Below are 18,155 nucleotides of genomic sequence, written 5' to 3' on the forward strand. Positions count from 1 at the left end.
AGCGCGTGGGGGCATGCCGGAGTGGACGCTCTGCGCCAATCGGCAAGTCTACGCGCGGGACTCCCAGGCACCAAATCGGGGGTATCTAACTGTCCCGGTACCGTCGCTGCTCGCTCTCGCCGGGCCCCTGACCGAGCGCCTTGACCGAGAACGTCGACACGAGCAGCACCGCGCCCCACGGGCCCGCGACCCACATGGGCCAGAAGTAGACGGCCTCGCCGGCGGACAGGCTCACCAGCGCCCAGATGACCACGTTGACCGAGACGGCGACGAGCCAGGCGCTCCAGATGCCGATCAGCCAGCGCGGGTTGCTCCGGGTGTCGCCGCGCCCGCGGCGCTCGTCCGGGTCGTCGGCCAGGGGCTCCTTCGGCGCCAGCTGGGAGCCGCCTGCCGGGTGGAAGCCGGGAAGATCCTTGAGGATGGCGTCCAGGTCACCGTAGGTCCGGGCGGCGTAGGCCTCCTTGAGGCGGTCGTCGTACTCGCCGAGCGACAGTCGGCCCTCGTCCAGCGCCGCCTTCAGGCGCTCCGCCACGAACTGCCGGTCCACGTCGGCCGCGCGCAGGTCTTCCCGCCGGTCTGCCACCGTTCCCCCTTCGGACACTGCACACAGCATCGCATCGAGGCGCACACCGGTTCCACCCCGGGATTTCCCTTACTCGGTGGCGGGGACGGGCTCGCGGGCCGTGACCAGGTCGCCGAGGCGGCCGCGCCCGCCGTCGTGCGCGGTGAGCACCCAGACGCCGTCGTCGCAGAAGGCCATCGTGTGCTCCACGTGCGCCGCGACCGAGCCGTCGACGGTCACCACGGTCCAGCCGTCGTCGAGCTCCGCGACCTTCGGCTTGCCCCGCGTGATCATCGGCTCGATGGCGAGCGCCATGCCGGACCGCAGCAGCGGGCCCTTGCCGGGGCGGCCGGAGTTCTGCACGAACGGGTCCTGGTGCATGGCGCTGCCGATGCCATGCCCGCCGTAGCCCTCGACGATGCCGAAGCGGCCGGCCTTGCGGATCGAGGACTGGATGGCGAACGAGATGTCCGTCAGCCGCCCCTTGCCCGAGCGCGCGCCCCGGGCGGCCGCGGCGATGCCCGCCCACATGGCGTCCTCGGCGACGCGCACGAGACCGCGCAGATCCGGGTGTACCGCTCCGACGCCGACCGTGATCGCCGCGTCCCCGTGCCAGCCGTCGAGGTCCGCGCCGCAGTCGATGGAGATGAGGTCACCCTCGGCCAGGATCTGCCGAGGGCTCGGGATCGCGTGGACGACCTGGTCGTTGACCGAGGAGCAGATCGAGGCCGGGTAGCCGTGGTAGCCCTTGAAGGACGGCACGGCTCCCGCGGCGCGGATGGTCTCCTCGGCGATGCGGTCCAGCTCCGCGGTGGAGACGCCGGGCGCGACCGCGGCCCGCATCCGCTCCAGCGCGTCGGCCACGACCAGCCCGGCACGGCGCATGAGCCCGATCTGCTCGGGCGTCTTGAGCTCGATCTCGAGCTGATGAGGAGCCATGAGACTTACCCGTCGTGTGCTGTCGTCGGCGCCGTGTGCTGTGGTGGGCTCAGGCGCCGTAGGAGCGGAGGGCGTCGATCGCGCGCACGGTGACGTCCTCGACCGGACCCGTCGCGTCGATGCCCACCAGCTTGCCCTGGGCGCCGTAGTAGTCCACCAGCGGCGACGTGTCGCGCGCGTAGACCTTCAGCCGTTCGGCGATGGTCTCGGCCTTGTCGTCGTCGCGCTGGAACAGCTCGCCGCCGCAGCGGTCGCAGACGCCGTCGTGGGTCGGCGCGTCGAACTCGACGTGCCAGATCTTGCCGCAGCCACGGCAGGTCCGCCGGCCCGAGAGCCGGCGGATGACCTCTTCGTTCTCCACGACGAGCTCGAGCACGATGTCCAGCCCGGTGCCGAGGTCGGCCAGCAGCTTGTCCAGCGCGTTGGCCTGGGGCACCGTGCGCGGGAAGCCGTCGAGCAGGAAGCCGTCAGTGGCGTCTCCCTCGGCGAGCCGGTCGGACACCATGTTGATGGTGACCTCGTCCGGCACGAGCTGCCCGGCGTCCATGTATCGCTTGGCCTCGACGCCGAGCGGGGTGCCCTGCCCGACGTTGGCCCGGAAGATGTCGCCGGTGGAGATTTTGGGCACGGCGAGATGCGCGGCGATGTACTCGGCCTGGGTCCCCTTGCCCGCCCCGGGGGGACCTACCAGCACCAGCCTCACTACCGGAGGAACCCTTCGTAGTTGCGCTGCATCAGCTGGCTCTCGATCTGCTTCACCGTCTCGAGTCCCACACCAACAATAATGAGTACCGCGGTGCCACCGAACGGGAAGTTCTGCAGAGCCTGCCCGCCGCCCACGATCCCGATGAGCAGGTTGGGCAGGATCGAGATGATGCCCAGGTAGAGCGCGCCGGGAAGCGTGATGCGGCTGAGGATGAAGTCAAGATACTCGGCCGTCGGCTTGCCCGGGCGGATGCCGGGCACGAAACCACCGTACTTCCGCATGTTGTCCGCCACCTCGGTCGGGTTGAAGGTGATGGAGACGTAGAAGTAGGTGAAGAAGATGATCAGCAGGAAGTAGATCGAGATGTGCCAGGCGCTGTTCTGCGGCACGATGTTCCGGTTGATCCAGAGGATCGTCTTGTTCGTCGAGTCGGAGCCCGCGAACGACGTGATCAGCTGCGGGATGTAGAGCAGCGACGACGCGAAGATGACGGGGATGACGCCCGCCTGGTTGACCTTCAGCGGGATGTAGGTCGAGGTGCCGCCGTACATCCGCCGGCCGATCATCCGCTTGGCGTACTGCACCGGGATGCGGCGCTGGGCCTGCTCGAGGAAGACCACGAAGGCGATGACCACGACCGCGAGGCCGACGATCACGAAGAACGTGGTCTTGTTGTCCTGCCAGATCTGGATGCCCTCGAGCGGGAGCCGGGCCGCGATCGAGGTGAAGATGAGGACCGACATGCCGTTGCCGACGCCGCGGTCGGTGACCATCTCGCCCAGCCACATGATGACGCCGGTGCCGGCGGTCATGGTGACGACCAGGGTGGTCAGCGTCAGCCACATCGGGATCTTGCCGGTGTCCGGGATGATCGGGTACTGCGACTGGTCGCACGCGCCGCCGAAGAGCTGGCCGGACCGCGCCAGGGCGACGAACGCCGAGGCCTGCAGGATGCCGAGGCCGAGGGTCAGGTAGCGCGTGTACTGCGTGATCTTCGCCTGGCCGGACTGGCCTTCCTTGCGCAGCTGCTCGAGGCGCGGGATCACCACCGTCAGCAGCTGGAGGATGATGCTCGCGGTGATGTAGGGCATGATGCCCAGCGCGAACACCGACAGCTGGAGCAGTGCCCCACCGGAGAACAGGTTCAACAGGGTGAAGACCTGGTTGTCCTTGCTGTTCTCGACGATGTTGAGGCACTTCTGCACGTTGCCGTAGCTGACGCCCGGGCTGGGCAGCGTCGCGCCGAGCCGGTAGATGCCGATCATCAGCAACGTGAACAGGATTTTCTTGCGCAGGTCAGGCGTTCGGAACGCACTAACAAAGGCGGAGAGCAACTTCATCCTCCTGCGCAAGGCGGCCGGTCGTTCGGCCGACGAGGTGGGGTCCGGGTGGTGCGGGTGACGCTGTCGAACGTATGAGTCGAGTGTGCTCTTGCGCAACGGACTCTAACAGGATGTCCGGGGCACATCACGTCCGGCTTTTGAGGCGCCGCGTGGCGCCCACCAAGATGGTGGACGCCACGATAGCGCTCTATTCGCTGTCGCCGCCGAGCAGCTTCACAGAGCCGCCGGCCGCCTGGATCTTCTCTTTGGCCGACGCGCTGAACTTGTGCGCGCTGACCTGCAGCTTCACGCCGCCGAGCTCCCCGTCGCCGAGGACCTTCACCAGCTCGCCCTTGCGGACGGCGCCGGCGTCGACGAGCTCGGCCACGCCGACCTCGCCGCCCTGCGGGAAAAGCTCCGCGAGGCGTGCAAGATTCACAACCTGGAACTCGATCCGGTTGCGGTTGCGGAAGCCCTTGAGCTTCGGCAGGCGCATGTGGAGGGGCATCTGCCCACCCTCGAACGCCGCCGAGATGTTCTTGCGGGCCTTGGAGCCCTTGGTGCCACGACCGGCGGTCTTGCCCTTAGAGCCCTCACCGCGACCCACACGGGTCTTGTCGGTCTTGGCGCCCGGGGCGGGCCGCAGGTGGTGCAGCTTGATCGTCATCGGATTACTCCACCTCTTCCACGGTGACGAGGTGCGCCACGGTGTGGATCATGCCGCGGATCTCCGGGCGGTCTTCCTTGACGACCACGTCGCGGATCCGCTTCAGGCCAAGCGTGCGCAGCGTGTCGCGCTGGTTCTGCTTGCCACCGATCTCGGACCGGATCTGGGTCACCTTCAGACGGGCCATGGCTATGCCCCCACACCGGCGCGAGCGGCCAGCATGGCGGCCGGCGCGACGTCCTCGACCGGCAGGCCACGGCGCGACGCCACGGCCTCCGGGGACTCGAGCTTCTTCAGCGCCGCCACCGTCGCGTGGACGATGTTGATGGCGTTGGAGGAGCCGAGGCTCTTGGAGAGCACGTCGTGGATGCCCGCGCACTCCAGGACGGCACGAACCGGGCCGCCGGCGATGACGCCCGTACCGGCGGAGGCCGGCTTGAGCAGCACGACACCGGCCGCGTCCTCGCCGATCACCGGGTGCGGGATGCTCGCCGCGAGCCGCGGAACCTTGAAGAAGTGCTTCTTGGCCTCCTCGACACCCTTGGCGATGGCCGCGGGCACCTCCTTGGCCTTTCCGTAGCCGACGCCGACCGTGCCGTCGCCGTCGCCGACGATGACCAGGGCGGTGAAGCTGAAGCGACGACCACCCTTCACGACCTTGGCGACACGGTTGATCGCGACGACCCGCTCGAGGTGCGGGGTCTTCTCGGCGGGCGCGTTGCCGCGGCCGCCACCCTCGCGACGATTCTCGCGACGGCCGCCACCACCTTCTTGGGTGTTACCGGACCCGCCGCCCCTGCGCTGAGGACCAGGCATGAACGTTTCTCCTTCTCAGAACTCGAGTCCGGCTTCGCGGGCGGCGTCCGCCAGAGCCGCGATGCGGCCGGCGTACTTGTTGCCACCACGGTCGAAGACGACCTTGCCGACACCCGCGGCCGTGGCGCGCTCGGCGAGCAGCTTGCCCACCTTCGCGGCCTGGGCCTTCTTGTCACCCTCGGTGCCACGGATGGTCGCGTCGAGCGTCGAGGCCGAGGCCAGCGTGTGGCCCTTGAGGTCGTCGACGATCTGCGCGGTGATGTTCCGCAGCGAGCGGGTGACCACCAGGCGAGGACGCTCGGCGGTGCCACCCACGTGCTTGCGGATGCGGAAGTGCCGGCGAGCACGCCCCGTGCGGCGCGCGGCGGCAACGCCGCCGGAGTTGCGGCGCTTGAGCAGCGTGGCGCTCATTTCTTACCAGCCTTTCCGGCCTTGCGGCGGATGACCTCGCCCTGGTAGCGCACGCCCTTGCCCTTGTACGGCTCCGGCGGGCGAATCTTGCGGATGTTCGCGGCGACCTCGCCGACCTGCTGCTTGTCGATGCCGGCGATGTGGAACACCGTCGGCTTCTCGACCGTGAAGGTGATGCCGGGCGGCGGGGTCACCACGACCGGGTGCGAGAACCCGAGCGCGAACTCGAGGTCGCTGCCCTTGGCGGTGACGCGGTAACCGGTGCCGGCGATCTCCAGGCTCTTGCGGTAGCCCTCGGTCACGCCGACCACCATGTTGGAGACCAGCGTGCGCGACAGGCCGTGCAGCTCCTTGGACTTCCGCTCGTCGTTCGGGCGGACGACGCTGTAGGTGCCGTCCTCGGCCCGCTCGATCGAGATCGGCTCGGCCAGCGTGTGCTTGAGCTCGCCCTTGGGGCCCTTGACGGTGACAACCGGTCCGTCGATCTTGATTTCGACACCGGCGGGCACCGCGATCGGCTTACGTCCGATTCGAGACATGTGATGCCTTCCCTTACCAGACGTAGGCGAGGACTTCCCCGCCCACCCCTCGCTTGCGAGCCTGCTTGTCGGTCAGCAGACCCTGGGACGTCGAGATGATGGCCACACCGAGACCGCCGAGCACGCGCGGCATCTCGACCGACTTCGCGTAGACGCGCAGGCCGGGCTTCGACACGCGGCGGATGCCGGCGAGGCTGCGCTCACGGTTCTGGCCGTACTTGAGGTCGACGACAAGGGTCTTGCCGACCTTGCCGTCCTCCGGGTCCTGAACCAGCCACGAGGACACGTAGCCCTCGGACTTGAGCACCTCGGCGATGTTCGCCTTGATCTTCGAATATGGCATCGACACCCGGTCGTGGTACGCCTGGTTGGCGTTGCGCAGACGGGTCAGCATGTCTGCGATCGGGTCGGTCATGGTCATGGGTTTGTCAGCCTTTCTCGCCGCGGTTCCGCACCGTGCCGGTGGGCCTGCGGCGAAGGAGGATTACCAGGAAGCCTTGGAAACGCCGGGCAGTTCGCCACGGTGCGCCATCTCGCGGATGCACACGCGGCACAGGCCGAACTTGCGGTAGACGGCCTTGGGCCGGCCGCAGCGCTGGCAGCGGGTGTACGCGCGGACCGCGAACTTGGGCTTCGCGGCGGCCTTGAGGACGAGAGCCTTCTTCGCCATGGTCAGTTCTCCCTAGTTCTCACGGAAGGGGAAGCCGAGCAGCTTGAGCAGCGCGCGACCTTCCTCGTCCGTGCGGGCGGTGGTGACCACGGTGATGTCCATCCCTCGCGGCCGGTCGATGCGGTCCTGGTCGATCTCGTGGAACACCGACTGCTCGGTGAGACCGAACGTGTAGTTGCCGTTGCCGTCGAGCTTGCGCCCGTCGAGACCGCGGAAGTCGCGGATACGCGGCAGCGCGATCGACAGCAGCCGGTCCAGGAACTCCCACATGCGGTCGTTGCGCAGGGTGACCTTGGCGCCGATCGGCATGCCCTCACGGAGCTTGAACTGCGCGATCGACTTGGTCGCCCGCCGGACCTGCGGCTTCTGACCGGTGATGGTGGCCAGGTCGCGCACCGCACCGTCGATGAGCTTGGAGTCGCGAGCGGCCTCGCCGACACCCATGTTCACGACGACCTTCACCACGCCCGGGATCTGCATGACGTTGGCGTACTTGAACTGCTCCTGCAGCGCGCCGGCGATCTCGTCGCGGTAGCGCTGCTTGAGGCGCGGGTTCACCTTCTCGACCGTCGTCATCACAGTTCCTTACCGGAACGACGGGACACGCGGGTCTTCACGCCGTTCTCGTCCTCGCGGGAGCCGACGCGGGTGGCGTTGCCGTCCGAGTCGATCACCATCACGTTCGAGATGTGGATCGGGGCTTCCTGCGTCACGATGCCGCCGGTCTTCGAGCCCCGCTGGGTGGTGCGGATGCGGGTGTGCTTCTTGACCCGGTTGACGCCCTCCACGACGACCTTGTCCTCGCGGGGCAGCGCGGCGAGAACCTTGCCGCGGGAACCCTTGTCCTTGCCGGCGATGACGAGGACGGTGTCGCCCTTCTTGACCTTCACGGCTACAACACCTCCGGCGCGAGCGAGATGATCTTCATGAAACGCTTGTCCCGCAGCTCACGGCCGACCGGGCCGAAGATACGGGTGCCGCGCGGGTCGCCACCGTCCTTGATGATGACGGCGGCGTTCTCGTCGAAGCGGATGTATGAGCCGTCCGGCCGGCGCCGCTCCTTCGTGGTGCGGACGACGACGGCCTTGACCACGTCACCCTTCTTCACGCCGGCGCCCGGGATGGCGTCCTTCACCGTGGCCACGATGATGTCGCCGATACCTGCATAGCGGCGGCCGGAGCCACCGAGCACACGGATGCACAGGATTTCCCGGGCTCCCGTGTTGTCGGCGACGCGCAGCCGCGACTCCTGCTGAATCACGCTTGTCTCCTAATGTCTGCCAGTTCTCGGCGCCAGGTCCCTGGGCGATCCTGGGAGCCCGGCGCCGAGCTTGGCGGAACGACGGCCTTACTTGGCCTTTTCGAGGATCTCCACGACCCGCCAGCGCTTGGTCGCCGACAGGGGGCGGGTCTCCATGAGCAGCACCCGGTCACCGACGCCGCACGCGTTCTGCTCGTCGTGCGCCTTGAGCTTGCTCGTGCGGCGCATGACCTTGCCGTACAGCGGGTGCTTGACCTGGTCCTCGACCGCCACGACGACGGTCTTGTTCATCTTGTCGCTGACCACGAGGCCCTCGCGGACCTTGCGGCGGCCGCGCACCTCGGTGCCCGACTCGGTCGTCTGCTCGCTCATGCTCATGCCACCTCAGCCACAGCGTCGGGCGCAGCCGAAAGACCCAGCTCACGCTCGCGCATGATCGTGTAGATCCGGGCGATGTCCCTGCGGATGATCTGCAGGCGCCCGTGGTTGTCCAGCTGGCCGGTGGCCGACTGCACGCGGAGGTTGAACAGCTCCGCCTTGGCTTCCCGCAGCTTCTCGACCAGGCCCTCGTCGGACAGCTCACGCAGGTCGGTCGCCTTGATACCGGCGGCCATCAGACATCAGCCCCTTCGCGCGTGACGATCCGGCACTTCAGCGGAAGCTTGTGGATCGCACGACGCATTGCTTCCCGGGCGATCTGCTCGTTCGGGAATGACATCTCGAAGAGGATCCGGCCCGGCTTGATGTTGGCCACCCACCACTCCGGCGAGCCCTTGCCGGAACCCATGCGGGTCTCGGCCGGCTTCTTGGTGATGGAGCGGTCCGGGAAGATCGTGATCCAGACCTTGCCACCACGCTTGATGTGCCGGGTCATGGCGATACGGGCCGCCTCGATCTGGCGGTTCGTGATGTACGCGGGCTCGAGGGCCTGAATACCGAACTCGCCGAAGACCACGCGGGTGCCGCCCTTGGCCGGACCGTGCCGGTCCGGGTGGTGCGGCTTGCGGAAGCCCTTCGGGGGCTTACGAGGGATCAGCATTCGTCAGCCCTCCTGCTGCGTCTCTGCCGGAGCCGGAGCGGCCGCCTCGGCGGGTGCGCTCTCGGTCGCGGCGGCCTCGGCGGCGTGCGCGGCGGCCGCCGCGCGTCCGGCCTCGGTGCCACCGGCGGTCGTACCGGACGAGCCGGAACGCCCGCGACGCGGCCGCTCGGGCCGGTCCGCACGCTCACGGCGACCGCGCGAGGGCGCGGCCTCGGCCGGTGCCTCGCGACCCGGAACGGCGTCGCCCTTGTAGATCCAGACCTTCACGCCGATGCGGCCGAAGGTCGTACGCGCCTCGAAGAAGCCGTACTCGATGTTCGCGCGCAGCGAGTGCAGCGGCACGCGACCCTCGCGGTAGAACTCGGTGCGGCTCATCTCGGCGCCACCGAGGCGACCGGAGACCTGCACCCGAATCCCACGCACGAGCGGGTTCTTCATGGCCGACTGCATCGACTTGCGCATCGCGCGACGGAAGCTGACCCGGCTGGACAGCTGCTCGGCCACGGCCTGCGCGACGAGCTGGGCGTCCGACTCGGGGCTCTTCACCTCGAGGATGTTGAGCTGCACCTGCTTGCCGGTGAGCTTCTCGAGCTCCGCGCGGATGCGGTCCGCCTCGGCGCCCTTGCGGCCGATCACGATGCCCGGGCGGGCCGTGTGGATGTCCACGCGGACCCGGTCGCGGGTGCGCTCGATGTCGACCTTGGCGATGCCGGCCCGCTCCAGGCCCTTGGACATCATCCGGCGGATCTTGACGTCCTCCGCGATGTAGTCCTTGTAGAGCTTGTCGGCGTACCAGCGCGACTTCCAGTCGGTGCTGATACCGAGCCGGAACCCGTGCGGGTGAACCTTCTGACCCATTACTCGGTCCCTTCCTCGGCGTCAGCCTGCTCGGCGTCCGCCTTCTTGGCCGGCGCGGCCTGCTTGGCCGGGGCCTTCTTCGCGGCCGCCTTCTTCGCGGGCCGCGACTCGACCTCGTCGCCCTCGTCCGTCTCCGGCGTCACGGCCTTCGCGGCCTTGGTCGCCTTGGCCACGCCGGCCTTCGCCGCACGGGCCTGGGCGGCCGGAACGCTCTCGACCACCATCGTGATGTGGCTGGTGCGCTTGCGGATCCGGTACGCCCGGCCCTGCGCCCGCGGCCGGAACCGCTTGAGCGTCGGGCCCTCGTCGACGTAGCACTCAGCGACCAGGAGCGAATCCGGGTCGAGGCGCTCGTTGTTCTCTGCGTTGGCGATGGCGCTGGCCAGAACCTTGTAGACCGGCTCGCTCGCCGACTGCGGCGCGAACTGCAGCACCGTGAGCGCCTCGCGCGCGGGCAGGCCACGCACAAGGTTCACCACACGACGCGCCTTCATCGGCGACACGCGCACGTGCCGCGCGATCGCCCGCGCACCGGGCAGCGCCGCCTCGCTCTTCGTTGGCATCGGGAAATCCTCTTGATTCCTATCGGCTGCCTTAGCGGCGGCGGCTCTTCCGGTCGTCCTTCTCGTGACCCTTGAACGTGCGGGTCAGCGCGAACTCGCCGAGCTTGTGCCCGACCATCGCCTCCGTCACGAAGACGGGCACGTGCTTGCGTCCGTCGTGGACGGCGATCGTGTGCCCGAGCATCTCGGGGATGATCGTCGACCGGCGCGACCAGGTCTTGATGACGTTCTTGGAGTTCTTGGCGTTCTGGACTTCCACCTTCTTGATCAGGTGGTCGTCAACGAACGGGCCCTTCTTCAGGCTGCGAGGCATTGCTCAGGCTCCTTAGCCGCGCTTCCGGGTGGCGTAACGCCGACGGACGATGAGACGGTCGCTCGGCTGGCCCTTGCGCCGCGTGCGGCCCTCCGGCTTGCCCTTCGGGTTGACCGGGTGGCGACCACCCGAGGTCTTACCCTCACCACCACCGTGCGGGTGGTCAACGGGGTTCATCGCGACACCACGGACGGTGGGGCGCTTGCCCTTCCACCGCATGCGGCCGGCCTTGCCCCAGTTGATGTTCGACTGGTCGGCGTTGCCGATCTCACCCACGGTCGCGCGGCAGTGCACGTCGACGCGCCGGATCTCACCCGAGGGCATACGCAGCGTGGCGTACTGCTCCTCGCGGCCCAGCAGCTGGATGCCGACGCCGGCCGAGCGGGCCAGCTTGGCCCCGCCGCCCGGGCGCAGCTCCACCGCGTGAACCGTGGTGCCGACCGGGATGTTGCGCAGCGGCAGGTTGTTGCCCGGCTTGATGTCCGCGCCGGCACCGGCCTCGACCGCGTCGCCCTGCTTGAGGTCCTTCGGGGCGATGATGTAGCGCTTCTCGCCGTCGGCGTAGTGCAGCAGGGCGATGCGCGCGGTGCGGTTGGGGTCGTACTCGATGTGCGCGACCTTGGCGGGAATCCCGTCCTTGTCCGCACGCCGGAAGTCGATCAACCGGTACTGGCGCTTGTGCCCGCCGCCCTGGTGCCGAGCGGTGACCCGCCCGTGGACGTTGCGGCCGCCCTTGCTCGGCAGCGGCACGAGCAGCGACTTCTCGGGCGTCGATCGGGTGATCTCGGCGAAGTCGGCAACGCTCGAACCACGACGACCGGGCGTCGTCGGCTTGTACTTACGGATAGCCATCGTCTATACCCCTCAGCTGACCGGTCCGCCGAAGGCTTCGATCCGGTCACCCTCGGCGAGCTTGACCATCGCCCGCTTCGTGTCCTTGCGCTTGCCCCAGCCGGTGCGGGTGCGCTTGCGCTTGCCTTCGCGATTGATGGTGTTGACCGACAGGACGCGGACGTTGAAGATCTGCTGGATCGCGATCTTGATCTCGGTCTTGTTGGCGTCCGGGTGCACCAGGAACGTGTACCAGTTGCGGTTGAGCTCGCTGTAGCTCTTCTCCGAGACCACCGGCTGGATGATCACGTCCCGCGGGTCTGCGATCGTCGCCATGGCTCAGCCCTCCTCGTTGCTGTCGTCGGCGCGCGCGCTCGACTCGGCCGGAACCCCGAGGAACTCGTCCAGCGCCGCGGTGGTGAACACCACGTCGTCGGCCAGGAGCACGTCGTGGGTGTTGAGCTGGTCGGCCACCAGCAGGTGCACCGACTGCTCGTTGCGCAGGCTGAGCCAGTTCGCCTCGTCGTCGCGGGCGAGCACCACCAGGACCCGGCGGGCCTCGGTGATGGCGCGCAGCGCGACCAGCGCGGTCTTGGTCTTCGGCGTCTCGCCCTCGATGAAGGACTCGACGACGTGGATGTGACCCTCGCGGGCACGGTCCGACAGCGCGCCGCGCAGGGCGGCGGCCTTCATCTTCTTGTTCACCCGCTGGGTGTAGTCGCGCGGCACGGGGCCGTGGACCACGCCACCACCGGTGAACTGCGGCGCGCGGATCGAGCCCTGGCGGGCGCGACCGGTGCCCTTCTGCTTGTAAGGCTTCTTGCCACCGCCGGCGACCTCGCCGCGGGACTTCGCCTTGTGCGTGCCCTGGCGGGCCGCGTTCAGCTGGGCGACGACGACCTGGTGCATCAGCGGGATGCTGGCCTGGGCGTCGAAGATGTCGTCGGGGAGCTCGACGGAGCCGTTGGTGGTGCCGTCGGCCTTGCGAACGTCGACGGTCGTCATCGGGTGATCCCGCCCTTCTGCGCCTTCGCCTCGACCTTGGCCGCGCTGCGCAGCAGGACCAGGCTGCCCTTCGGGCCGGGGACGGCGCCGCGAACCAGGATCAGGCCCTGCTCGGCGTCGACCGCCTGCACCGTGACGTTCTGCACGGTGAAGCGCGCGCCACCCATGCGACCGGCCATCCGCACGCCCTTGAAGACGCGACCGGGGGTCGCGCAGGCGCCGATGGAGCCGGGCGAGCGGTGCTTGCGCTCGACACCGTGGCTGGCCCGCAGGCCGTGGAAGCCGTGCCGCTTCATGACACCGGCGTAGCCCTTGCCCTTGGTGCGGCCGGTCACGTCGATGCGCTGGCCGGCGGCGAAGGTGTCGGCGTTGATCTCCTGGCCGAGCGAGTAGTCGCCCGCGTCGGTGGTGCGCAGCTCGACGACGTGCCGGCGCGGCGCGACGTCCGCCTTGGCGAAGTGGCCGGCGCGCGGCTTGTTGACCTTGCGCGGGTCGATCTGGCCCCACGCGAGCTGGACCGCCGAGTAGCCGTCGTTGTCGGGCGTGCGCACCTGGGTCACGACGCACGGGCCGGCCTGCACCACGGTCACGGGGACAACCTTGCCGTTGTCCCAGACCTGGGTCATGCCGAGCTTCTCACCCAGGATGCCCTTGACTTGCCTGTCCATAAGTCCGAGTCCCTACAGCTTGATCTCGATGTCGACGCCGGCCGGCAGGTCGAGCCGCATGAGCGAGTCGACCGTCTTCGGCGTGGGGTCGATGATGTCGATCAGACGCTTGTGCGTGCGCATCTCGAAGTGCTCGCGCGAGTCCTTGTACTTGTGCGGCGAGCGGATCACGCAGTAGCGGTTGATCTCAGTGGGCAGCGGCACCGGCCCAGCGACCTGAGCCCCGGTGCGCGTGACCGTCTCGACGATCTTCCGCGCCGAGGAGTCGACGACCTCGTGGTCGTAGGCCTTGAGCCGGATGCGGATCTTCTGTCCCGCCATGGTGGCTTCAGTTCCCTCTCTCATGCGGGGCCTCGCAGCCCCGCCAAACCCCGCAGGGTCCGGTGCCGCCTAATGTGTTTGTCCGACCCCCGCGGTCGGGCGTGTCGCGGCCAAGGGCCAGGCTCCGCCGCAGACAACTTCCGCTGTGGAGACCTACCCCAGGGCGTGCCACGCCCAGTCGAGGGGATCCGCGCCAGTCACTGGACCGACGCCGCGCGGAAGCGGTCGAGACTCCTCATTGAGCAGTCTCGACCGCCCCACAACGCAACCCGACCATTATGCCGCACGTCCTGCGGCAAAGTGAAATCGGGGTACCTCCAGGTGTTACTTGATGATCTTCGTCACGCGGCCGGCGCCGACGGTACGGCCACCCTCGCGGATCGCGAAGCGGAGGTTCTCCTCCATCGCGATGGGCTGGATGAGCTGCACCGACATGCTGGTGTTGTCGCCCGGCATGACCATCTCGGTGCCCTCGGGCAGCGTGACGACACCGGTGACGTCCGTGGTACGGAAGTAGAACTGCGGCCGGTAGTTCTGGAAGAACGGGGTGTGCCGGCCACCCTCCTCCTTGGAGAGGATGTAGACGGTCGCCTCGAACTCGGTGTGCGGGGTGTTGGTGCCCGGCTTCACCACGACCATGCCGCGCTCGACGTCCTCGCGCTTGATACCACGCAGGAGCAGACCGACGTTCTCGCCGGCACGCGCCTCGTCGAGGATCTTGCGGAACATCTCGATCGCCGTGCAGGTGGTCTTCATCGACTTGGCCTTGATGCCAACGATCTCGACCTCCTCGTTCGGCTTGAGGATGCCACGCTCGACACGGCCGGTGACGACCGTGCCACGACCGGTGATCGTGAAGACGTCCTCGACGGGCATGAGGAACGGCTTCTCGGTCTCACGCTCGGGCTGCGGGATCGCGGTGTCGACCGCGTTCATCAGCTCCATGAGCGCGCCGGTCCACTGGCTGTCGCCCTCGAGCGCCTTGAGCGCCGAAACGCGCACGACCGGCGCGTCGTCGCCCGGGAACTCCTGGCTCGACAGCAGCTCGCGAACCTCGAGCTCGACGAGCTCCAGGAGCTCCTCGTCCTCGACCATGTCGCTCTTGTTGAGCGCCACGACGATGTACGGCACACCGACCTGGCGGGCCAGCAGCACGTGCTCGCGGGTCTGCGGCATCGGACCGTCGGTCGCCGCCACCACCAGGATCGCGCCGTCCATCTGCGCGGCACCGGTGATCATGTTCTTGATGTAGTCGGCGTGACCCGGGCAGTCCACGTGCGCGTAGTGCCGGTTCGCCGTCTGGTACTCGACGTGCGCGATGGAGATCGTGATACCACGAGCCTTCTCCTCCGGCGCCTTGTCGATCTCGTCGAACGGCGTGTAGGGGTTCAGGTCCGGGAACTCGTCGTGCAGCACCTTGGTAATGGCCGCCGTCAGCGTCGTCTTACCGTGGTCGATGTGACCGATGGTGCCGATGTTGACGTGCGGCTTAGTCCGCTCGAACTTCGCCTTCGCCACTGGTGTCCTCCTGTGGACTTCTTGGTTCGCGGTGCGCCGACGCTGGAAGCGCCGACGCACCCTGTCGACTTGGGTCTGGCTGGCCCCTTGCAGGAATCCGACTCAGCCCCGCTGACACAGCCTCACGGCCAAACTACCGGGGTGCTTACTCCCCGGTCGCCTTCGCGATGATTTCCTTCGCCACGTTCGCGGGAACCTCGGCGTAGGAGTCGAACTGCATCGAGTAGCTCGCCCGGCCCTGCGTCTTCGACCGCAGGTCGCCGACGTAGCCGAACATCTCCGACAACGGCACGGTGGCGCGGACGACACGGGCGCCGCCACGCTCCTCCATCGCCTGGATGGTGCCACGCCGGGAGTTGAGGTCGCCGATGACGTCGCCCATGTTCTCCTCGGGCGTCGTCACCTCCACCGCCATGAGCGGCTCGAGCAGCACGGGGTTGGCGCGGCGAGCCGCGTCCTTGAGCACCATCGAGCCGGCGATCTTGAACGCCATCTCGGAGGAGTCGACCTCGTGGTACTGCCCGTCGAGCAGCGTGAGCTTGATGCCGACGAGCGGGAAGCCCGCCAGCACGCCGTACTGCATCGCGTCCTGCGCACCGGCGTCGACCGAGGGGATGAACTCCTTCGGGATGCGACCACCGGTGACCGCGTTGACGAACTCGTACGTGGGGCCGTCGGCGCTGGTCTCCAGCGGCTCGAGCTTGATGATGACGCGCGCGTACTGGCCGGAGCCACCCGTCTGCTTCTTGTGGGTGTACTCGACCTTCTCCGCGACCGACTTGATCGTCTCGCGGTACGCCACCTGCGGCTTGCCGATGTTCGCCTCGACGTTGAACTCGCGCCGCATGCGGTCGACGAGGATGTCGAGGTGCAGCTCGCCCATGCCGGCGATGACCGTCTGCCCGGTCTCCTCGTCGTTCTTGACGCGGAAGGTCGGGTCCTCCTCGGCCAGGCGCTGAATGGCGGTGCCCAGCTTCTCCTGGTCGGCCTTCGTCTTGGGCTCGATGGCCACCTCGATGACCGGCTCCGGGAAGGTCATCGACTCGAGGATGACCGGGTTCGCCGGGTCGCACAGCGTGTCACCGGTGGTGGTCTGCTTGAGACCCTGCACGGCGATGATGTCGCCGGCGCCGGCGCTGCTGCGCTCCTCACGCTTGTTCGCGTGCATCTGGTAGATCTTGCCGATCCGCTCCTTGCGGTCCTTGGTGGAGTTGACCACCTGGGTGCCGGAGTCGAGCGTGCCGGAGTAGATGCGCACGTAGGTGAGCTTGCCGAGGTGCTTGTCGGTCTGGATCTTGAACGCCAGGCCCGAGAACGGCTCGCTGGTCGACGGCTTGCGCAGCAGCGGCGTCTCGCCGTCCGTCGCGATGCCCTCGATGGCCGGGATGTCCAGCGGGGAGGGCAGGAATTCCACGACGGCGTCGAGCATGGGCTGAACGCCCTTGTTCTTGAACGCCGAGCCACACACGACCGGGTTGAGCTTGCCGGCGATGGTGGCCTTGCGGATCGCGGCCTTGAGCTCCTTGACGTCGAACGAGTCGCCGTCGAGGTAGCGGACCATGATCTCGTCGTCGGTCTCGGCGAGCGTCTCGAGGAGCTTGTCCCGGTATTCGTTGGCCTGCTCGACCAGGTTCTCCGGGATCTCCTCGATGGCGTAGTCCTCGCCCTTCTGGGTCTCGCCGCGCCAGGTCAGCGCGCGCATCTCCAGCAGGTCGACGACGCCGATGTGGTCGCCCTCGAGGCCGATCGGAATCTGCAGCACCAGCGGGGTGGCGTTGAGCCGGTCGACCATCATCTGCACGCAGCGGAAGAAGTCGGCACCGGTGCGGTCCAGCTTGTTGACGAAGCACATACGCGGGACGTTGTACTTGTCCGCCTGCCGCCAGACGTTCTCGGTCTGCGGCTCCACGCCGGCCACGCCGTCGTAGACCGCCACCGCGCCGTCGAGGACGCGCAGCGACCGCTCGACCTCGACCGTGAAGTCGACGTGGCCGGGCGTGTCGATGATCTGGATCGTGTGGCCCTTCCACTCGCACTTCGTGGCGGCGGAGGTGATGGTGATGCCGCGCTCCTGCTCCTGCTCCATCCAGTCCATGACCGCCGCGCCCTCGTGGACTTCGCCGATCTTGTACGTGATGCCGGTGTAGAAGAGGATGCGCTCGGTCGTCGTCGTCTTACCGGCGTCGATGTGCGCCATGATGCCGATGTTGCGGACCTTGGCGAGGGCGGCGTCTGCGGCAGCCACTACAAATCCCTACTTCGTCTCTCGTCGGATGCTGGGGAAGCGTCGCTTACCAGCGGTAGTGCGCGAAGGCCTTGTTGGACTCCGCCATCTTGTGGGTGTCCTCGCGGCGCTTCACCGAAGCACCGAGACCGTTGCTGGCGTCGAGCAGCTCGTTCATCAGCCGCTCGGTCATGGTCTTCTCGCGGCGGGCGCGGGAGTACGTGACCAGCCAGCGCAGGCCCAGCGTGGTGGCGCGGACCGGCTTGACCTCGACCGGCACCTGGTAGGTCGCGCCACCGACACGGCGGCTGCGGACCTCGAGGGTCGGCTTCACGTTGTCCATGGCGCGCTTGAGCGTCACCACGGGGTCGGTACCGGTCTTCTCGCGAGCACCCTCGAGCGCGCTGTACACGATGCGCTCGGCGAGCTGACGCTTGCCCTCGACCAGGATCTTGTTGATCAGCTGGGTCACGAGCAGGGAGTTGTAGACCGGGTCCGCCACGAGCGGCCGGCGCGGCGCGGGGCCTTTACGCGGCATGTCAGCTCTTCTCCTTCTTCGCGCCGTAACGGCTGCGAGCCTGCTTGCGGTTGCGGACGCCCTGGGTGTCCAGCGAACCACGGATGATCTTGTACCGGACGCCGGGGAGGTCCTTCACACGACCGCCACGGACCAGCACGATCGAGTGCTCCTGAAGGTTGTGACCGACACCGGGGATGTAGGCCGTCACCTCGATGCCGTTGCTCAGCCGCACGCGGGCCACCTTGCGCAGCGCCGAGTTGGGCTTCTTCGGCGTGGTCGTGTACACACGCGTGCAGACGCCCCGCCGCTGCGGGCTTCCCTTGAGCGCCGGCGTCTTCGTCTTGCTCAGCTTCGCCTGGCGGCCCTTGCGGACCAGCTGCTGGATCGTAGGCACTGGGCCTG

The 18,155-nt window shown here is 67.9% G+C and carries 28 protein-coding genes and 1 pseudogene; all 29 read right to left on the reverse strand.

Annotation, left to right across the window (positions count from 1 at the left end):
- Positions 1 to 85: 85 nt before the first annotated feature.
- Positions 86 to 583 carry a DUF1707 SHOCT-like domain-containing protein gene (locus ACQP2P_RS42785; RefSeq protein WP_433610967.1) on the reverse strand — a complete coding sequence of 166 codons (498 nt, stop codon included), beginning with the start codon at positions 581 to 583 and terminating at the stop codon, positions 86 to 88.
- Between the two features lie 69 nt (positions 584 to 652).
- Positions 653 to 1,501, reverse strand: coding sequence for a type I methionyl aminopeptidase (gene map, locus ACQP2P_RS42790; RefSeq protein ID WP_433080794.1), 849 nt, complete (start codon positions 1,499 to 1,501; stop codon positions 653 to 655).
- Between the two features lie 49 nt (positions 1,502 to 1,550).
- A complete protein-coding gene (locus ACQP2P_RS42795) occupies positions 1,551 to 2,204 on the reverse strand; it encodes an adenylate kinase (RefSeq protein ID WP_350611885.1) in 654 nt (217 codons plus the stop codon).
- Positions 2,204 to 3,541 (reverse strand): preprotein translocase subunit SecY, encoded by a 1,338-nt coding sequence (gene secY, locus ACQP2P_RS42800; RefSeq protein WP_433619515.1) that lies wholly within the window; start codon positions 3,539 to 3,541, stop codon positions 2,204 to 2,206. The genes ACQP2P_RS42795 and secY overlap by 1 nt, the downstream gene beginning before the upstream one ends.
- Before the next feature lie 196 nt (positions 3,542 to 3,737).
- Positions 3,738 to 4,196 (reverse strand): 50S ribosomal protein L15, encoded by a 459-nt coding sequence (gene rplO / locus ACQP2P_RS42805; protein WP_433610970.1) that lies wholly within the window; start codon positions 4,194 to 4,196, stop codon positions 3,738 to 3,740.
- Between the two features lie 4 nt (positions 4,197 to 4,200).
- The gene (rpmD, locus tag ACQP2P_RS42810; RefSeq protein ID WP_350611883.1) at positions 4,201 to 4,383 is read right to left on the reverse strand and encodes a 50S ribosomal protein L30; all 183 of its coding nucleotides are present in this window, start codon (positions 4,381 to 4,383) and stop codon (positions 4,201 to 4,203) included.
- Positions 4,384 to 4,385: 2 nt separating this feature from the next.
- The gene (gene rpsE / locus ACQP2P_RS42815) at positions 4,386 to 5,012 is read right to left on the reverse strand and encodes a 30S ribosomal protein S5 (protein WP_433080799.1); all 627 of its coding nucleotides are present in this window, start codon (positions 5,010 to 5,012) and stop codon (positions 4,386 to 4,388) included.
- A gap of 15 nt (positions 5,013 to 5,027) precedes the next feature.
- The gene (rplR, locus tag ACQP2P_RS42820; protein ID WP_433080801.1) at positions 5,028 to 5,423 is read right to left on the reverse strand and encodes a 50S ribosomal protein L18; all 396 of its coding nucleotides are present in this window, start codon (positions 5,421 to 5,423) and stop codon (positions 5,028 to 5,030) included.
- On the reverse strand, positions 5,420 to 5,962 hold the full coding sequence (rplF, locus tag ACQP2P_RS42825; protein WP_433610973.1) for a 50S ribosomal protein L6: 543 nt from the start codon (positions 5,960 to 5,962) through the stop codon (positions 5,420 to 5,422). Before rplF ends, rplR begins: the two co-directional genes overlap by 4 nt.
- Positions 5,963 to 5,975: 13 nt before the next feature.
- A complete protein-coding gene (gene rpsH, locus ACQP2P_RS42830; protein WP_433610975.1) occupies positions 5,976 to 6,383 on the reverse strand; it encodes a 30S ribosomal protein S8 in 408 nt (135 codons plus the stop codon).
- A 63-nt stretch (positions 6,384 to 6,446) separates the two neighbouring features.
- Positions 6,447 to 6,632 (reverse strand): type Z 30S ribosomal protein S14, encoded by a 186-nt coding sequence (locus ACQP2P_RS42835; RefSeq protein ID WP_190249376.1) that lies wholly within the window; start codon positions 6,630 to 6,632, stop codon positions 6,447 to 6,449.
- A 12-nt stretch (positions 6,633 to 6,644) separates the two neighbouring features.
- Positions 6,645 to 7,208: a 50S ribosomal protein L5 gene (gene rplE / locus ACQP2P_RS42840; protein ID WP_350611879.1), complete on the reverse strand. Its 564-nt coding sequence runs from the start codon at positions 7,206 to 7,208 to the stop codon at positions 6,645 to 6,647.
- A complete protein-coding gene (gene rplX, locus ACQP2P_RS42845; protein ID WP_350611878.1) occupies positions 7,208 to 7,522 on the reverse strand; it encodes a 50S ribosomal protein L24 in 315 nt (104 codons plus the stop codon). The genes rplE and rplX overlap by 1 nt, the downstream gene beginning before the upstream one ends.
- Before the next feature lie 2 nt (positions 7,523 to 7,524).
- Positions 7,525 to 7,893 (reverse strand): 50S ribosomal protein L14, encoded by a 369-nt coding sequence (rplN, locus tag ACQP2P_RS42850; RefSeq protein ID WP_033357657.1) that lies wholly within the window; start codon positions 7,891 to 7,893, stop codon positions 7,525 to 7,527.
- A gap of 87 nt (positions 7,894 to 7,980) precedes the next feature.
- On the reverse strand, positions 7,981 to 8,265 hold the full coding sequence (gene rpsQ / locus ACQP2P_RS42855) for a 30S ribosomal protein S17 (RefSeq protein ID WP_344615991.1): 285 nt from the start codon (positions 8,263 to 8,265) through the stop codon (positions 7,981 to 7,983).
- A 2-nt stretch (positions 8,266 to 8,267) separates the two neighbouring features.
- On the reverse strand, positions 8,268 to 8,507 hold the full coding sequence (gene rpmC / locus ACQP2P_RS42860) for a 50S ribosomal protein L29 (RefSeq protein WP_350611877.1): 240 nt from the start codon (positions 8,505 to 8,507) through the stop codon (positions 8,268 to 8,270).
- Positions 8,507 to 8,932 carry a 50S ribosomal protein L16 gene (gene rplP, locus ACQP2P_RS42865; RefSeq protein WP_203845084.1) on the reverse strand — a complete coding sequence of 142 codons (426 nt, stop codon included), beginning with the start codon at positions 8,930 to 8,932 and terminating at the stop codon, positions 8,507 to 8,509. Before rplP ends, rpmC begins: the two co-directional genes overlap by 1 nt.
- Before the next feature lie 3 nt (positions 8,933 to 8,935).
- Positions 8,936 to 9,790 carry a 30S ribosomal protein S3 gene (gene rpsC, locus ACQP2P_RS42870; protein ID WP_433610980.1) on the reverse strand — a complete coding sequence of 285 codons (855 nt, stop codon included), beginning with the start codon at positions 9,788 to 9,790 and terminating at the stop codon, positions 8,936 to 8,938.
- Positions 9,791 to 9,903: 113 nt separating this feature from the next.
- Positions 9,904 to 10,353: pseudogene (gene rplV, locus ACQP2P_RS42875) on the reverse strand (50S ribosomal protein L22); the annotation flags it as partial.
- A 31-nt stretch (positions 10,354 to 10,384) separates the two neighbouring features.
- On the reverse strand, positions 10,385 to 10,666 hold the full coding sequence (gene rpsS / locus ACQP2P_RS42880) for a 30S ribosomal protein S19 (protein ID WP_259859810.1): 282 nt from the start codon (positions 10,664 to 10,666) through the stop codon (positions 10,385 to 10,387).
- A 12-nt stretch (positions 10,667 to 10,678) separates the two neighbouring features.
- A complete protein-coding gene (gene rplB / locus ACQP2P_RS42885; RefSeq protein ID WP_433610983.1) occupies positions 10,679 to 11,518 on the reverse strand; it encodes a 50S ribosomal protein L2 in 840 nt (279 codons plus the stop codon).
- 12 nt (positions 11,519 to 11,530) lie between these two features.
- Positions 11,531 to 11,833, reverse strand: coding sequence for a 50S ribosomal protein L23 (rplW, locus tag ACQP2P_RS42890; RefSeq protein ID WP_033357665.1), 303 nt, complete (start codon positions 11,831 to 11,833; stop codon positions 11,531 to 11,533).
- A 3-nt stretch (positions 11,834 to 11,836) separates the two neighbouring features.
- On the reverse strand, positions 11,837 to 12,502 hold the full coding sequence (gene rplD, locus ACQP2P_RS42895) for a 50S ribosomal protein L4 (protein WP_433610985.1): 666 nt from the start codon (positions 12,500 to 12,502) through the stop codon (positions 11,837 to 11,839).
- The gene (gene rplC / locus ACQP2P_RS42900) at positions 12,499 to 13,170 is read right to left on the reverse strand and encodes a 50S ribosomal protein L3 (protein WP_433610987.1); all 672 of its coding nucleotides are present in this window, start codon (positions 13,168 to 13,170) and stop codon (positions 12,499 to 12,501) included. Before rplC ends, rplD begins: the two co-directional genes overlap by 4 nt.
- 12 nt (positions 13,171 to 13,182) lie before the next feature.
- Positions 13,183 to 13,491 (reverse strand): 30S ribosomal protein S10, encoded by a 309-nt coding sequence (gene rpsJ, locus ACQP2P_RS42905; protein ID WP_018347762.1) that lies wholly within the window; start codon positions 13,489 to 13,491, stop codon positions 13,183 to 13,185.
- A gap of 324 nt (positions 13,492 to 13,815) precedes the next feature.
- Positions 13,816 to 15,009, reverse strand: a complete 1,194-nt coding sequence (gene tuf, locus ACQP2P_RS42910; protein ID WP_433610990.1) for an elongation factor Tu — start codon at positions 15,007 to 15,009, stop codon at positions 13,816 to 13,818.
- 145 nt (positions 15,010 to 15,154) lie between these two features.
- On the reverse strand, positions 15,155 to 17,254 hold the full coding sequence (gene fusA, locus ACQP2P_RS42915; protein WP_433080818.1) for an elongation factor G: 2,100 nt from the start codon (positions 17,252 to 17,254) through the stop codon (positions 15,155 to 15,157).
- A 46-nt stretch (positions 17,255 to 17,300) separates the two neighbouring features.
- Positions 17,301 to 17,771 (reverse strand): 30S ribosomal protein S7, encoded by a 471-nt coding sequence (gene rpsG / locus ACQP2P_RS42920; protein ID WP_350619901.1) that lies wholly within the window; start codon positions 17,769 to 17,771, stop codon positions 17,301 to 17,303.
- A gap of 1 nt (position 17,772) precedes the next feature.
- Complete coding sequence (gene rpsL, locus ACQP2P_RS42925) at positions 17,773 to 18,147, reverse strand: 30S ribosomal protein S12 (protein WP_033357671.1); 375 nt, start codon at positions 18,145 to 18,147, stop codon at positions 17,773 to 17,775.
- Between the last annotated feature and the right edge of the window lie 8 nt (positions 18,148 to 18,155).

Origin of the sequence: Dactylosporangium sp. CA-139114 (assembly GCF_050955725.1) — a bacterium.
Classification (GTDB): Bacteria; Actinomycetota; Actinomycetes; order Mycobacteriales; family Micromonosporaceae; genus Dactylosporangium.

Excerpts from the sequence above, each read along its gene's own strand:
- map (WP_433080794.1), bottom strand. The coding sequence starts at position 1,501 with ATGGCTCCTCATCAGCTCGAGATCGAGCTCAAGACGCCCGAGCAGATC.
- rplO (WP_433610970.1), bottom strand. The coding sequence starts at position 4,196 with ATGACGATCAAGCTGCACCACCTGCGGCCCGCCCCGGGCGCCAAGACC.
- rpmD (WP_350611883.1), bottom strand. The coding sequence starts at position 4,383 with ATGGCCCGTCTGAAGGTGACCCAGATCCGGTCCGAGATCGGTGGCAAG.
- rpsE (WP_433080799.1), bottom strand. The coding sequence starts at position 5,012 with ATGCCTGGTCCTCAGCGCAGGGGCGGCGGGTCCGGTAACACCCAAGAA.
- rplR (WP_433080801.1), bottom strand. The coding sequence starts at position 5,423 with ATGAGCGCCACGCTGCTCAAGCGCCGCAACTCCGGCGGCGTTGCCGCC.
- rplF (WP_433610973.1), bottom strand. The coding sequence starts at position 5,962 with ATGTCTCGAATCGGACGTAAGCCGATCGCGGTGCCCGCCGGTGTCGAA.
- rpsH (WP_433610975.1), bottom strand. The coding sequence starts at position 6,383 with ATGACCATGACCGACCCGATCGCAGACATGCTGACCCGTCTGCGCAAC.
- ACQP2P_RS42835 (WP_190249376.1), bottom strand. The coding sequence starts at position 6,632 with ATGGCGAAGAAGGCTCTCGTCCTCAAGGCCGCCGCGAAGCCCAAGTTC.
- rplE (WP_350611879.1), bottom strand. The coding sequence starts at position 7,208 with ATGACGACGGTCGAGAAGGTGAACCCGCGCCTCAAGCAGCGCTACCGC.
- rpsQ (WP_344615991.1), bottom strand. The coding sequence starts at position 8,265 with ATGAGCGAGCAGACGACCGAGTCGGGCACCGAGGTGCGCGGCCGCCGC.
- rpmC (WP_350611877.1), bottom strand. The coding sequence starts at position 8,507 with ATGGCCGCCGGTATCAAGGCGACCGACCTGCGTGAGCTGTCCGACGAG.
- rplP (WP_203845084.1), bottom strand. The coding sequence starts at position 8,932 with ATGCTGATCCCTCGTAAGCCCCCGAAGGGCTTCCGCAAGCCGCACCAC.
- rpsC (WP_433610980.1), bottom strand. The coding sequence starts at position 9,790 with ATGGGTCAGAAGGTTCACCCGCACGGGTTCCGGCTCGGTATCAGCACC.
- rpsS (WP_259859810.1), bottom strand. The coding sequence starts at position 10,666 with ATGCCTCGCAGCCTGAAGAAGGGCCCGTTCGTTGACGACCACCTGATC.
- rplB (WP_433610983.1), bottom strand. The coding sequence starts at position 11,518 with ATGGCTATCCGTAAGTACAAGCCGACGACGCCCGGTCGTCGTGGTTCG.
- rplW (WP_033357665.1), bottom strand. The coding sequence starts at position 11,833 with ATGGCGACGATCGCAGACCCGCGGGACGTGATCATCCAGCCGGTGGTC.
- rplD (WP_433610985.1), bottom strand. The coding sequence starts at position 12,502 with ATGACGACCGTCGACGTTCGCAAGGCCGACGGCACCACCAACGGCTCC.
- rplC (WP_433610987.1), bottom strand. The coding sequence starts at position 13,170 with ATGGACAGGCAAGTCAAGGGCATCCTGGGTGAGAAGCTCGGCATGACC.
- rpsJ (WP_018347762.1), bottom strand. The coding sequence starts at position 13,491 with ATGGCGGGACAGAAGATCCGCATCCGGCTCAAGGCCTACGACCACGAG.
- rpsG (WP_350619901.1), bottom strand. The coding sequence starts at position 17,771 with ATGCCGCGTAAAGGCCCCGCGCCGCGCCGGCCGCTCGTGGCGGACCCG.